14 protein-coding genes are annotated in these 13,214 nt (G+C 47.0%); 6 read left to right on the plus strand and 8 right to left on the minus strand.

Annotated features, from left to right (window positions below):
• Nucleotides 1-21: 21 nt before the first annotated feature.
• The 6 genes from recR to MKQ68_RS23050 form a co-directional block, all read right to left on the minus strand.
• The gene (gene recR, locus MKQ68_RS23025; RefSeq protein WP_264281121.1) at nt 22-642 is read right to left on the minus strand and encodes a recombination mediator RecR; all 621 of its coding nucleotides are present in this window, start codon (nt 640-642) and stop codon (nt 22-24) included.
• Between the two features lie 19 nt (nt 643-661).
• Complete coding sequence (locus tag MKQ68_RS23030) at nt 662-2,110, minus strand: Ig-like domain-containing domain (protein WP_264281122.1); 1,449 nt, start codon at nt 2,108-2,110, stop codon at nt 662-664.
• Nucleotides 2,111-2,184: 74 nt separating this feature from the next.
• Nucleotides 2,185-5,352 carry an ATP-dependent DNA helicase gene (locus MKQ68_RS23035; RefSeq protein WP_264283666.1) on the minus strand — a complete coding sequence of 1,056 codons (3,168 nt, stop codon included), beginning with the start codon at nt 5,350-5,352 and terminating at the stop codon, nt 2,185-2,187.
• 119 nt (nt 5,353-5,471) lie between these two features.
• Nucleotides 5,472-6,056 carry a hypothetical protein gene (locus MKQ68_RS23040; RefSeq protein WP_264281123.1) on the minus strand — a complete coding sequence of 195 codons (585 nt, stop codon included), beginning with the start codon at nt 6,054-6,056 and terminating at the stop codon, nt 5,472-5,474.
• Entirely contained in the window at nt 6,019-6,477 is a 459-nt protein-coding gene (locus MKQ68_RS23045) for a hypothetical protein (protein ID WP_264281124.1), read from the minus strand. Before MKQ68_RS23045 ends, MKQ68_RS23040 begins: the two co-directional genes overlap by 38 nt.
• Nucleotides 6,478-7,524: 1,047 nt before the next feature.
• The gene (locus MKQ68_RS23050; protein ID WP_244836618.1) at nt 7,525-7,716 is read right to left on the minus strand and encodes a hypothetical protein; all 192 of its coding nucleotides are present in this window, start codon (nt 7,714-7,716) and stop codon (nt 7,525-7,527) included.
• A gap of 385 nt (nt 7,717-8,101) precedes the next feature.
• On the opposite strand from MKQ68_RS23050, the gene MKQ68_RS23055 reads away from it, so the two are divergent.
• From MKQ68_RS23055 to MKQ68_RS23075, 5 genes are all read left to right on the plus strand, one after another.
• Nucleotides 8,102-8,395: a hypothetical protein gene (locus MKQ68_RS23055; RefSeq protein ID WP_264281125.1), complete on the plus strand. Its 294-nt coding sequence runs from the start codon at nt 8,102-8,104 to the stop codon at nt 8,393-8,395.
• 149 nt (nt 8,396-8,544) lie between these two features.
• Nucleotides 8,545-9,309: an exodeoxyribonuclease III gene (locus MKQ68_RS23060; RefSeq protein WP_264281126.1), complete on the plus strand. Its 765-nt coding sequence runs from the start codon at nt 8,545-8,547 to the stop codon at nt 9,307-9,309.
• A 6-nt stretch (nt 9,310-9,315) separates the two neighbouring features.
• Nucleotides 9,316-9,618, plus strand: a complete 303-nt coding sequence (locus MKQ68_RS23065) for a DUF4286 family protein (protein ID WP_244836621.1) — start codon at nt 9,316-9,318, stop codon at nt 9,616-9,618.
• A gap of 317 nt (nt 9,619-9,935) precedes the next feature.
• Complete coding sequence (locus MKQ68_RS23070; RefSeq protein ID WP_248077511.1) at nt 9,936-10,205, plus strand: HU family DNA-binding protein; 270 nt, start codon at nt 9,936-9,938, stop codon at nt 10,203-10,205.
• Between the two features lie 137 nt (nt 10,206-10,342).
• On the plus strand, nt 10,343-10,465 hold the full coding sequence (locus MKQ68_RS23075; protein ID WP_244836622.1) for a 30S ribosomal protein THX: 123 nt from the start codon (nt 10,343-10,345) through the stop codon (nt 10,463-10,465).
• 57 nt (nt 10,466-10,522) lie between these two features.
• Here MKQ68_RS23075 and pdxH read toward each other — a convergent pair whose 3' ends face one another.
• Nucleotides 10,523-11,167, minus strand: a complete 645-nt coding sequence (pdxH, locus tag MKQ68_RS23080) for a pyridoxamine 5'-phosphate oxidase (RefSeq protein WP_264281127.1) — start codon at nt 11,165-11,167, stop codon at nt 10,523-10,525.
• A gap of 115 nt (nt 11,168-11,282) precedes the next feature.
• Here pdxH and MKQ68_RS23085 point away from each other — a divergent pair, with 115 nt between their 5' ends.
• Nucleotides 11,283-12,410 (plus strand): RsiV family protein, encoded by a 1,128-nt coding sequence (locus MKQ68_RS23085; RefSeq protein ID WP_264281128.1) that lies wholly within the window; start codon nt 11,283-11,285, stop codon nt 12,408-12,410.
• Between the two features lie 83 nt (nt 12,411-12,493).
• On the opposite strand, the gene pyrH is transcribed toward MKQ68_RS23085, so the two are convergent.
• Nucleotides 12,494-13,207, minus strand: coding sequence for a UMP kinase (pyrH, locus tag MKQ68_RS23090; RefSeq protein WP_349773798.1), 714 nt, complete (start codon nt 13,205-13,207; stop codon nt 12,494-12,496).
• Nucleotides 13,208-13,214: the final 7 nt, after the last annotated feature.

Here is a 13,214-nt window from a genome sequence, read left to right on the forward strand (position 1 = left end):
GGGGGACTAAGGACTAAAGCTTTATTTATTCTGAAGATAGTTTTCCAGTGGAAGCCTGTTCGTAAGTGACCGGGCGAGCGTCATTTCATCTGCATATTCCAGTTCACCGCCGAATGCAATGCCGCGCGCGATCGTCGTAACTTTAACCGGCAGGTCCTTCAGCTTTTTAGACAAGTAATAGATAGTGGTATCTCCCTCAATGGTGGGGCTAACCGCCATAATTACCTCTTCCACGCCATGTTGCTGAACACGCTCAACCAGGGTGTGGATGTTCAGCTGGTCGGGGCCGATGCCATCGATGGGGGAGATGATGCCGCCTAAAACATGGTAGGCGCCGTTAAACTGCTGCGTGTTTTCTATAGCAATAACGTCACGGATGCTTTCTACCACGCACACTAGCTTTTGATTACGGGTGTGGCTGGCGCATATGTTGCAAACGTCGTCGTCGGAAACGTTATGGCATTGTTTGCAGAATTTAATCTGGCGGCGCATCCTGGTAATGACCTCGCCAAATTGCTCTACTTGCGGCGTTTCCTGCTTCAGCAAATGCAAAACAAGCCTGAGCGCGGTTTTTTTACCGATGCCGGGCAGTTTGGCAAATTCATTCACCGCATTTTCAATCAGGGCAGAAGAAACGATCATACCACAAAGATAATAATAACTACAGGGTTATATCATTCGGAACAACCCAGTTGGCCTTGATATTAGTCGGTTTTGGCACCGAGAATACCTTTTCCGGTTGTTTCTTCGGATTTCCGTAATAAATACCGGTATCCCATACGCCGTTTTTGTTTTCATCCACAAGAATGCGGATATCATATTGGCCTGGTTGAATCAATCCGCGCTTCCATGTGCCGTTATTGATGTTGGCGCTATACTTCACTTCTTTATTTAGAACCAGCTGCACAACCAGGTCTACGCTGTCCTTCATTTTCAGAATGGTGCTGTCGGTAATTTTAAGGGTTACCATCACTGTTCCATAATCGGATAGCTCTTTTGACGTAAACCGGATGGTATCGGACTTGGCAAATGATTGCTCCAGCGTATCCGTGGCGAATCCTGCCGGCAGGATCAGCTGGTACGGGGTACCCTCTTTCCACTCATAATTCAAGATCAGCGTTTGACGGGTGGTGTCATCCATTTTGGCGGTGAAGTTCACCCTGCGAAGGGTTGTATCTTCCAGAAGCAGGATTTTCGTCGAGTCCAGTTGACGTATAGGGATGGTAAATCCAACATGCATCGGATCGCCCAGCTCCTGTTGGCCGCCCTGTAATTGGGCGGATGCCAGGAATTTTGGCTTTTTCTTCTTTTCCTCGTCCTTCTTCTCCTCTTCCTCTTCTTCCTCTTTCTCCTCTGACTGAGGAATGACTACGGTATCTTTCTCGCGAAATAATGGCAGATTGATCCCCGAAATATTCGCCGACAGATAGACCGCGCTGTCTACGAACGCGATGTATTCGGAGTGCTGCGTATACTGCAGGTCACGATCTTCCTCTTTGAGGGCAAATACTTTGTAACGTCCGGGGGCCAGGTTCTTGAAGCGAAAGCTGCCATCGCCCCTGCTCCTGGCATAATAAAGTGGTTTTTCCTTCGACACAATGGAATCTTCCATGCCGCTGTACAGGAAAACGCCCACGCTGCTATCTACCTGCCCGGTTTCCGCAACGAAAGTGGTTCCCGTGATCTGAAGCGAGTCAAGGTAGTCGCCGGTAGACACTACATATTGAAAGTCTTCAATGGGGTTGCGCTCGTTGAGGTCGCGCACAGCGTCGTTAAAGTTGAAGGTGTAAGTGGTATTAGGCTTGAGGGTGTCTTTTATATTGATGGTAATAGTGCGCAGTTTAGCCGTAATCGTCGGTGTACGTTTCAACGTAGGCGAAACGATCAGCTTCTCGATCACGTTATCCAGCTCGATATATTCATCGAAGGTAAAAGAGATTCGTTTGCTGGAGAAATGCAGCGACGAATCGGGCGGGTTAACCCCCAGCAAACGAGGGGGCAGGCTGTCTTTGGGCCCGCCGCCGGGAGGAACGATGTTGGCGCATTGCGTAAAATAGCAGGAGATTACCACTATCAGTACCAGTGCCGTTGCCCTAAAAATCTGGTTCATATTACCTGGTCGGATGTATAAATTAGGTACAAACTTAGTGTCTTTCGGTCAAAATCACGTGGATCTGAGGTATTTTACACCTCTTCTTCCTCCTCGCCGACCAACTGGTGTAATGCCACCTGCAGTTTATTGTCTTTGACGAAGTTGCACCAGCGACAATCTTCCTTGCCACAGCCCGTATAAAACTCCTTATTCTGGATTTTCCCCCAAACCTCGGTTATTTGTTGAGTAACGGTGGTAATATCCTCGGGCGTGATATAAACTTTCTCTTTGTGATATTCTTTCTGCTTGTTAGGTTCGATAAAGTCAAACTCGGTACTTACTACCTGCCAGTTCTTCAGCTTATAGTTGTCCAGCAGTATTTTGTAGAACACCGCCTGTCGCCAATAGTCACCTCCGTTCGGCTCCCGGTCGTTCGGGCGTTCGAATTTGCGGTAATCCTTAATGGCTTTTTGGTAGTCGCCGGTTTTATAGTCCACTACGTTCACCTCGCTGCCGTCAAATTCGAGCTTATCTATCTTACCCTTAATCGGCACGCCGTTGACTGTAATATTCCGGAGGTTACGCTCCACACTTACAATGGTATTCCAGGAGGGAAGATATTTGTCGTAGTAGTCGCCGAGTATATCCGTTCCATACTCCATCCGCCGGTCAAACGATTCGCGGGTAAAACATTCGCGGTTGCGCATCATGCTGCTTCTGAAGTCGCGAAGAAACTCATCTTTCGAGGGAAACTCGTTATGGTTCGCCTGCATCTTCTGAAACAGCTTTTCCAATGCATAGTGTACCGCAGATCCAAATTCCGTATTTTCTGACCGGCCAGATGGTACCCGCACCAGGTTTTGGTAGAAGAAGGAGAGTGGGCAGTTCAGGTAGTTGTTGAGCGCTGTTACGTTCATCGCGAAATTGGCGAGCAGCGCGTCTATGAACAGCTGGTCGACCTTCTGTATTTCGGGGGCAGACTCCTTACCATACTGTAGCACTTCAAAATCGAACAAGATTTCCTCTTTCAGTTCGATCTTATGGTTAGGTAAAATATGTTGCTCCAGTATTTCTGAGATGAACATGCTGGGCTCCAGCGGTTTACCATCCTGGCGAAACTCCGGATAAGATATATAGAGGTACTTTTCCGCCCGCGTAAGTGCTACGTAGAACAGTCGGCGTAATTCCTGTTCATCTGTGGAGGTAGATTGTGTTGTGAACACGGTATCAGGAAATGAAAACCCTGTGCTGTTTTTCCTTTTCTTTTCCCAGAGATGAGAATTGGTGCTGGCGACAAATACATATTCGAACTCGAGCCCCTTCGATCCATGCGCAGTGATCAGGTTTACGCCTTTTTCATTACCTGACACCTGCACCAGGGAGATCGCGATTCCATTGGCCTCCATCAGGTCGATGGTTTCCATCAGCTTCTGGATTTTCATATTCTGATCGCGGTGGGTTTCGTCTTTGATAAAGTCGAATACGGCCTGTAACACCTTCATCAGCCAGATCTTTTCCGGCGAATCCATCACATACCGAAGTATGCCGCCTTCAGCAATGATATTGCTGAACAGCTGCTGCAACGTAAGGTTTTGTGCCTCGCTCAGCCATTTTTCCAACATCGCTCCAAGCGCCAGGATTTCATCTGGCGGTGCAGTCGAAAACAAGGTCGGGTTCCTGGCTTTGTTCCATTCCTGTATATATTGACGGATAGAGGTCTTGCCATCTGTATAGCTCTTCTCGTTCGTGCGAATGCTGACAAGGGCTGCTTCAATGGGAGCGATCTTATAGAAATCGTAGTGCATGATCTCAAAAAGAATATCGTCACCACTGTTGGGCGTTTCCAGTTCAGCTGCGAGATAGCGAAGCAATTGAAGAATTTTTCGCGCGAACGGGATCTCGAAAAGATTCGTGTTTCTCTTGGAATAAAACGGGATCCCCTTTAATCGAAAATATTGTGTTAACTCCTCGCCGTAACGGTTCTCTTTATAAATGATCGCAATTTTGCCCGGCGATACTCCTTGCTTCAATAACTTCTCTACTTCCAGGGTAATGCCGGCCATCTCATCTCTGCCGGTATTATACCGGTGAATCTCGGGCGGAATATCGAGCGCCGCGAGTTTATCATTGCTGGCGATCAGTTGTTTGCTTAAGCCGGGAAGCTGATTTACGAGGCGGGAATCTTTATTGTTTTCTATGAGCGTCATAGATGCGTCCAGCACGTTCTGTACCGAGCGGTAGTTCTGCGTTAACACAACGGTATGAAGATCGGAAGCAAAGCTGCTCGCGAACAGTTCCATATTCTCCACGTTGGCGCCCTGGAAACGATAAATAGATTGGTCATCATCACCTACAACGAATACGTTTGGCTTTTCCTCGTCCTTAATCAATAACTGGATGAGCCGATTCTGAGTACCGCTCGTATCCTGGTATTCGTCTACCAGCAAGTATTGAAAACGCTCTTTATAATCAGACAACAGGGCATCATGCTGTTCGAACACCCTGATTACCCAATTGATCATGTCATCGAAGTCGTACCTGTTTGCTTTCAGCATCATTTCCTGGAAGGTGTCGAATTGTTCGACGGCCGCTTCCAGCCGGAGCATTTTTTCCTGTTCCACTTCAATCTTATCGGTCCTTACTTCTCCTTTTTTGAAGAACTTGGTGGCCCTTTTACAGATATATTCGTCCCGGAATGGCAGGCTGTCGAGGTAAACCTTTATCCTTTCCTTTATGAAGGCGGATGTCCAGCCTTCTCTTTTCATGGTGGAAAAGAGCCAGGAGAAGTTGCGCATATCGAAGTAAACATCTCCCCGATAACGTTTCAGCGGATTGTCTTTCGAAAAACTGTCGATCATCTTTTTCAGCATCTGGATTTTTTCCAGGTCTGAAATAGGGTCGAGCGTGTTTTTATCAAATAAGGAAAGGTTGTCCTGAATCACTTCGTTACAAAACGAGTGGAACGTGTGGATGTTTACGCGGTAAGCATCCGGGCCAATGAAGTCGGTCAGGCGTTTCCGCATAGCGACCGTTCCCGCATCCGTATATGTGAGGCATAGGATGTTTTGCGGAAGAAAGTCCGTGTCCTGTAAAATCTTGCCGATCCTGGAAGCCAGGATTTGTGTTTTCCCCGTGCCGGGTCCGGCAATTACCATTACCGGTCCTTCGGTATGATCTACCGCATCCCGCTGCCGCTCGTTCAGACGGGCGTAAACTTCCGTAAATCGCTGTATATATTGCTGATTGTCGCGTGCTGTCATTCTCAATGTTGGTACTTAAAGTTAAGGCTAATGCCCCAGCCCGGAAAATGTACTTTCCCGGATCATCTGCAAAAATACGGGAAGCCCGTGACTTGCCGCGAAGATGTTCGTTACGGAGCTCAATCACTCTTTTTTTGTGATTTCTTTTTCGCCTGCTGGTCGATTATCACCAGTATTTTGGCGGTCTGAGATGTCGTGGGGGAAGCGTGCTGCTTGTCCGTCGCCCTTAGCATCTTAGCCGCTTTAGGCGGCGTGATGGATATCTTGGCGGATAGTATATCCACTGGGTTTTTCGCCTGTTTGGGGTACGCATGGGACATCTTCGAGGCCGGCTTCTCGCTGTCAGCAACAGCTGGGGCATTTGGAAGTTCAGGTGAGGGCTGAGATGTCTTCGGGATATCACTTTCTGTCACAGCTAGCTTCTTAGCGGCTTCACGTTTCGTGAGTGATGTTTTCGGGATATCATTATCTGCCACAGTTGGCTTCTTAGTGGATTTACGTTGCGTCAGCGACGTTTTTGTAGCTGGCATTGCGCTTTCATTCACCGCTTGCTTCTTAGCACCCTTAGGCCTCGCCTCAGGTTTCTTCGGGGCTGGCATCTCATCTTCGGACGCTTCAAAATGTTTTTTGACATTGGTAAGCATATAATATTTATCCCTGCCGGTGCTATAAAAGGCCGCTGACGAGTAGATGTAATTCTGCATATGGAAAGTTTAGATGTTCGTGGGGCAGCGCATGTATAAAGTTCAGTTCCAACATCGCGTCCTCATAGGAGCTGATCTTGACTTTCTGATTCTTTCTTTCCCAGAATTGGTAGATCCGGTCTACGCGACGGCTACGGAAATGCTCCAGGTCCTGGCGATGATTTGTTTTAATATTATGCTTGATCCTTTGCGCGGTGTATTTCAGGAATACCTGGTATATATTTTTATCACCCCACTCTTCCTTTTTGCTCCATACAACGCTGATGGATGTAGGCATAATCACAAAACCATAAAGCCGGATCCGACCGCTGTCCACGAGGAATTTGAGACTGTCTGTCACAATCTTTTTGTGTGCAGGTCTCGAAAAGACCGGCTGTTTGTTGTAGCAGGATGCCGTAAATGATTCGATTACATTTTCCATGAATAATCGTTTTAAATGTTTGGATTGGGTTATTGCTAAGCAGGTATTGACCCACCAGTCGGCATCCCCATTTTGAGCCGCGCTGGCGGGTCGGGCTGCTGCTTCCGGTGACTAGCCCTTCACCGGGTTGGCGCACAGCCGATATACCTGTAGATTCTATTGTTGATATTTTTGATGCGTCGAACGTCACAGGATCATTCTTTTAGAGGCACGACTATCCTATAACAGTTACCCCGCGTCTAATACAAAGCGATCCCTTGCCCAAGCTGGACGCCTGCCTGGACACTTTAGCGGAAAAAAGTTGCGATACCACAATGACGGTCCAGACGCTACAGGCATCCGCATTCCATTCACCGGGCACTATACCCTAAATGAATGTCAGTCGTTTGAATAGCGAAATCAGGCATCCTCGCATACCACATTCTCCGCCTCAACCGCGAAAAGCGTTAACCGTTTTTGCCTCTTCGTGGCCGCGGTTTGATAGGCACGGGGGCATCATCGCCTACGGGCGCACAATCCTCTGGTGGGTCAAGTGGATTTTCCCAGGTATCCGCATAGTATATCTTCATGACGTGCTCAAGCAACTCACGAAGAGACATCGGTTGGCAGGGGTGGCGCCGGCTAATTCTAAAGGGGTACCTGTTGATGGCGTTTTTTAATTGCTCCAACGGATCTGCTGGATTACTCATAGTATGGTTGATTTTTTATGTACTCTTCTTTTGGAGTTGGCCTCCCGGCTTACAGTACAAACATCCGTTATCATGCAAGCATTGCATCACAACTTGTACTTGGCAGCGTACAAGGGTTAAGATTGGTTGTCACTCAAAATACCAAAACGTGGATTGTTTTGAGAATGGCAAATTAATGAGAATGCATCAAAAATGCGCTGTTCATTTTGTTCATTTTGGGAAGGTGGTGTTAACACCGCCTAGTTTGCTGTAGCTCAATGTGGTTAGGTGAAGAAGGGCGTGAATATGCCTGAACGAACGGGTTGCCCGATCGTCGTATATCCTTATCAGGTAAGGAAAAGCCCCAAGCGAATTTTTTTTACTGCTCGTTATGTTCTTTTTTTCGCTCCTCTAATAGCCGAAATAATTTTTCGTTGATCTTGTCCAGGTAAAAGATCATATCGTTAACGCGCATCGCCCATCTAAGCAGCAGCAGTTGCAGGATTATTGTAATGATAATCAATGCTAAAATCCAGATCAGGGAGCCTGATTCATATAAGAAAGCATGCATGGTAATTGGGGTTTATTACCTGAAATTACTAATAATACCGGCAATGCGAAAGGGTTGTAAGTATACATATTCAGGGATATAAAATGTTAATTAATTACTAATGACGGGGCTGTTCACAAAATGAACAGCTTTGGCAAAACGCTGCTCAGAATGAACAGGAATGAACAGCCCGTTTATGGAGATGAGTCGTAAGTTTACATTCGCTATAGAATAGTAGCCAACCTTTTCTTATTGAAAAACCCTGTGGTCGCCCGGTAATACCGGTAGCCCCGATACTTCCCGCAGCAAATGAATGGTGTTTGTTCGGTACCTCCCGATGGGTAGGGTAAGCATATGGGAAGTAGACATGTATCAACTAGCTTTTTAACCAAAAATCCTATATACAATGGAAAACTTGCAAGTTCAAAACTACGGTTGCCAGGAGTTGGATGCAACTATCGCTCAGGAAACAAATGGTGGCTTTCTGACAATTGGTCTGTTCAACAACAATGGTGTTGTTTCTACCGGCATTAGCCTCGACACTAAGTCACTTGTTAACGGTTTGGGTAACCTCGGCGGTGGCCTCGGTGGCATCGGCGGCGGTACCGGCGGTGCAAACAACCTGCTGGGTTCTGTATCTAGCCTGCTGAATAGCTTGTTAGGTGGCATCAACCTCGGCGGCGGTGGCCTCCTGGGCTAATTAGTTTCTAACCTCGCAACGAGACGACATGGGGCTGACCACTGGTCAGCCCCAATTTTTTTACCCCCAAGGATGCTCGTTACCTGTGTCCCCCTTACACACTTCACTAATTTCCGCATCTTCTGTTATTTTTGCTCCAAATCAATATCATGAGAGTTGCCACCTATAATGTAAATGGCCTCAGGTCTGCCATGAACAAAGGCTTTGCTGAATGGCTAAGTACGGCCCCGCTGGATGTAATCTGTCTCCAGGAGGTGAAAGCACATCGCGAAAATGTAGACTTCAAACAGTTCGAGGCGCTCGGTTTCCACGACTACTGGTTCCCTGCCCAAAAGAAAGGATATAGTGGTGTGGCCGTGTTCACGCGCATTAAGCCAGATAATGTTCAATACGGCAATGGTAATCCTCAAAGTGATGCAGAAGGGCGCGTAATAAGGCTCGATTTCGGTGACATTACACTCATCAACGCATACTTTCCGTCCGGCACCACGGGCGATGAACGCCAAACTTATAAGTACCAATGGCTCGATGAGTTTTTTAGTTACTTGTCAGACCTGCGCCAATCCCGACCAAACCTGGTTGTTTGCGGGGACTATAATATCGCCCATAAACCGATCGATATTCACAACCCGGTAAGTAATAAAGACTCTTCAGGTTTCCTGCCGGAAGAGCGCGCCTGGATGGATAAGTTGCTGGCAAATGGTTTTATTGATACATACCGCATATATCACCCGGAGCCGCATCAATATAGCTGGTGGAGCTTTAGGGCAAATGCGAGAAACAATAACAAGGGCTGGCGTATCGATTATATCACGGTGACCGAGCCGCTTCAAAACCGCCTTGCGGATGCGAATATATGGCAGGACGTGAAGCACTCTGACCATTGCCCGGTTTACTTACAGCTTAAAGACTAATAACGCATGATTGTATATAATGTAACTACGAAAGTGAGTAATGCTATCAAGGACCGCTGGTTAGACTGGATGAAGGCAGAACATATTCCTGAGATCATGGACACAGGGCTTTTTCACGATTACCGCATCTGTCGCCTGCTTGAACAAGACGACTCAGACGGCCCTACCTATACCATCCAGTATTCGACTGATACGTTGGAGAATTATCAAACCTACATCAATGAGCATGCTCCCCGCATCCGGCAACGATCTTATGCGATGTTTGGCGATCATTTTGTGGCCTTCAGAACCGTTATGCAGGTCGTATAACGGTTACAATAATGTTAAACTTATCCACAGGAAATTCACTATTTTCAAGGGGTTCAGGGGGTAATACAATACATGGTTAACTGGTGCCGTATGCAGCTATATGTACTAAAACCCTTTGTGGTACAGCGTTTTGAGTAAAGTATATGGTGTAACAGACAGCGGTTTGAAATGTACCGATCAGCTGTAACCGTTACCAGCAGGGTTTTTCAGCCGATAAAAAATCAGTTCTGAAATTTTTGAAAAATTTGGTAATCTGATAAAACGCGCTATATTTGCTCACATCAAACATTTTCTCACTAGTTAAATCTTAACTAACTATGAACAAAGCCGAATTAGTAGACAAACTTGCCAAAGATGCTGGCATCACCAAAACCCAAGCTAACGAAGCCCTGGATTCTTTCACTAAAGCTGTTGCTGATACCCTGAAAAAAGGTGGTAAAGTAACGTTAGTTGGTTTCGGTACTTTCTCAGTTTCTAAACGTGCTGCACGTAACGGTAGAAACCCACAGACTGGTCAGATCATCAAGATTAAAGCTAAAAAAGTGGCTAAATTCAAAGCTGGTAAAGCTCTGTCTGACAAACTCTAGTAGTTGGCAACCCAACTTATTCGGGCAAGGAACATTTTTTGTTTCTTGCTTTTTTTATTTTTGCAATGTAAACCGGGTTTTGTGCACAACAAGGCCTGTATCAAATACAATTAACAACACAATTTAAAAATTCAATCATGGGTAGAGGTGATATCAAAACCAAGAAAGGTAAGATCTCAAACGGCTCTTTCGGTAAAGCAAGACCAGCTAAGCCTAAAAAGGCTGCTGCTGCTAAAGCTGCTGCAAAGAAAGCTGAGTAGTTATTAAAAAGGCGGAAGATGATCTCTCAACTTCCGCCTTTATTTTTATGTGTCAGATCACGGTGCCAGCCGCTCGATCTTCCAGTTGTCTTGTTGCCACGAATACCTGATCCGGTCGTGCAAACGGCTGCTCCGTCCCTGCCAGAACTCCACCATGTCTGGCTTCACCAGGTAGCCTCCCCAATAGGAAGGCCGTTCCGGCGTAACTCCCCCATACTTCTGCTCCACTTGCTTTACTTTATGTTCAAGATATTCCCGGTCGGGAATAACCTGGCTTTGCGGCGATGCAATAGCACCAATACGGCTTCCAGCTGGTCGTGAAAGATAATAAGCGTCACTCACCGGCTCGGGCGCCTTTATAACGGTACCCTCTATACGAACCTGGCGCTCCAGTTCCTGCCAGAAGAAGAGTAGTGAAACCTGCGGATTTGCCGCTAACTCAAGTCCCTTGCGGCTTTGGTAATTGGTGAAGAAAAGGAAACCTTCAGCATCAAAGCTTTTGAGCAGCACGATCCTCGCCGATGGCCGCCCGTCCGGCGTACTTGTAGCCAGGGTCATTGCATTAGGCTCCGGCAATTCACTACTGATAGCTTCCTGCCACCACTTCTCAAACTGCTGTAACGGTAAGCCAGCCACGTCGCTTTCGCTGAGAGATGCCTTGCGATAATCCTGGCGCAGATCGGCCACTTTTTGGTTTAACATTTGTATTGGTCTTTTGCTTTATCAAAGGTAGGATTTGTACCCGCGCCATAAAGATGATTTTTAGCAGTCTGACGACTGAACTTTATATTTGTAATGATCAACATGACATGAAACCATGCAGAAACTAGCACCCATCCTGGCCCTGATGGCATTTGCTGCCTGTCAGCCCAAACCCGCAAAAAATACCGGTACCGCCGATAGCACCCAGGTAAACGAAGCTGCTGCCGATGTTCATGGCATTAGCGGCATGCCCAACCGCTTCTACAAACAATTCAAAGGCACCATTGCCGGGCAACCGGTTACCTTACAACTGATTCGTGCAGGCGATAACAATATCTCCGGATATTATGTGTATGATAAGGTAGGTGAGCCTATCCGCCTGTATAGCCAGCAAGACACCAGCTATTCGCTCGTATTGCTCGAAGAGGATTTCTCCGGGGAATCTAAAAAGAAACTGGCAGGAAAGCTCGATAATGGAGCTTACACGGGTAATTGGACGGATGGAACGAAATTGTATCCGTTTTCCTTGAAAGAAGATAATAACGGCATTATCGAGCTTAAATTGATTGTTTTGGAAGATACGGCACGCCTTCGTCCATCCGATCCCGAATCTGCCTCCGCTACTTCGTTGGTGCAGGTGTTATGGCCGGTAGGCGGGGCGCCTGAACAAACACTCCAGATGATCAGGGATACGATCACCAAACTGGAGAAGGGACGTTTTACGGATGGAGAAACATATGCAAAGGCGATCGTCGGCAGTTTTGCCGCCAGCTCTATGGAGGGCCTTAAAGAGATGGATACGATCAGGGATATGGGTTCAGCCATGAAATCATGGTCATCACAACAGGTGACGGATGTGGTCTGGAACAAGTACCCGTATCTCGTGCTGGAGAACATGTACTGGGAATATACGGGCGGCGCTCATGGTAATGGCGGATCTATGTTTACCTTTTTCGACCTGGCAAAAAATAAGACGCTTACGCCTGCAGACGTATTTAAACCCGGCTATGAGGCGGCGGTAGGAAAGGCGCTGGAAAAAGCACTTCGCAAAAAATACGATATTCCCGCCAACGAAGGCCTCGATAACGTGCTGTTCGGTAAAACGATCGCACCGAACGACAACTTCTATATGACCGATAAATACGTGGTGTTTAGTTATACGCCTTACGAAATTGCTGCCTATGCAGTGGGGCAGATCACGCTGGCGGTACCATTGTCCGAAATATCAACGGTATTGAAATAGAAAAAGGGCTGACCACAACATTGGTCAGCCCTTTTTCATTAAGGCCCTGTCGGGGGGCGTCACGCGTAAGCCCCCATAATTTCTTAGCCTTTTACAAGCGTTCCCACGTTGCGGCCCATTATCACATTTAACAGGTTGCCCGGTTGGTTCATGTCGAACACAATGATCGGCAGCTTGTTTTCCTGGCATAATGTAAAGGCAGTCATATCCATTACGTTCAGCGATTTCTGGTAAACTTCGCTAAAAGTGATCGTTTCGTATTTGGTAGCGGTTTTGTCCTTTTCAGGGTCAGCGGTGTATATACCATCAACCCTCGTACCTTTCAGGATTACATCGGCCTGTATTTCGATGGCGCGAAGGGAAGCGGCAGTGTCTGTCGTAAAGTAAGGGTTACCGGTGCCGGCACCGAAAATTACGACCCTTCCCTTTTCTAGGTGGCGAATAGCACGGCGGCGGATGTAAGGTTCAGCGATCTGTTCCATTTTGATGGCAGACTGCAAACGAGTATAGAGGCCCATTTTCTCGAGGCCGCTCTGCATTGCCATACCGTTAATAACGGTGGCCAGCATGCCCATATAATCTCCCTGAGCCCTCTCGATACCAGTTTCGGCTTCATTCATGCCCCGATAAATATTGCCTCCTCCTATCACGACCGCCACTTGTACTCCCAGGTCAGTTATAGACCTGATATCTTGCGCATACTGTGTTATCACCTTAGGATCTATTCCATAATTTCCCTCGCCCATAAGGGACTCACCACTCAATTTGAGCAGAATACGTTTGTACTTTGGCAGCATGATACTT

The sequence above is a fragment of the Chitinophaga horti genome (assembly GCF_022867795.2).
Lineage (GTDB): Bacteria > Bacteroidota > Bacteroidia > Chitinophagales > Chitinophagaceae > Chitinophaga > Chitinophaga horti.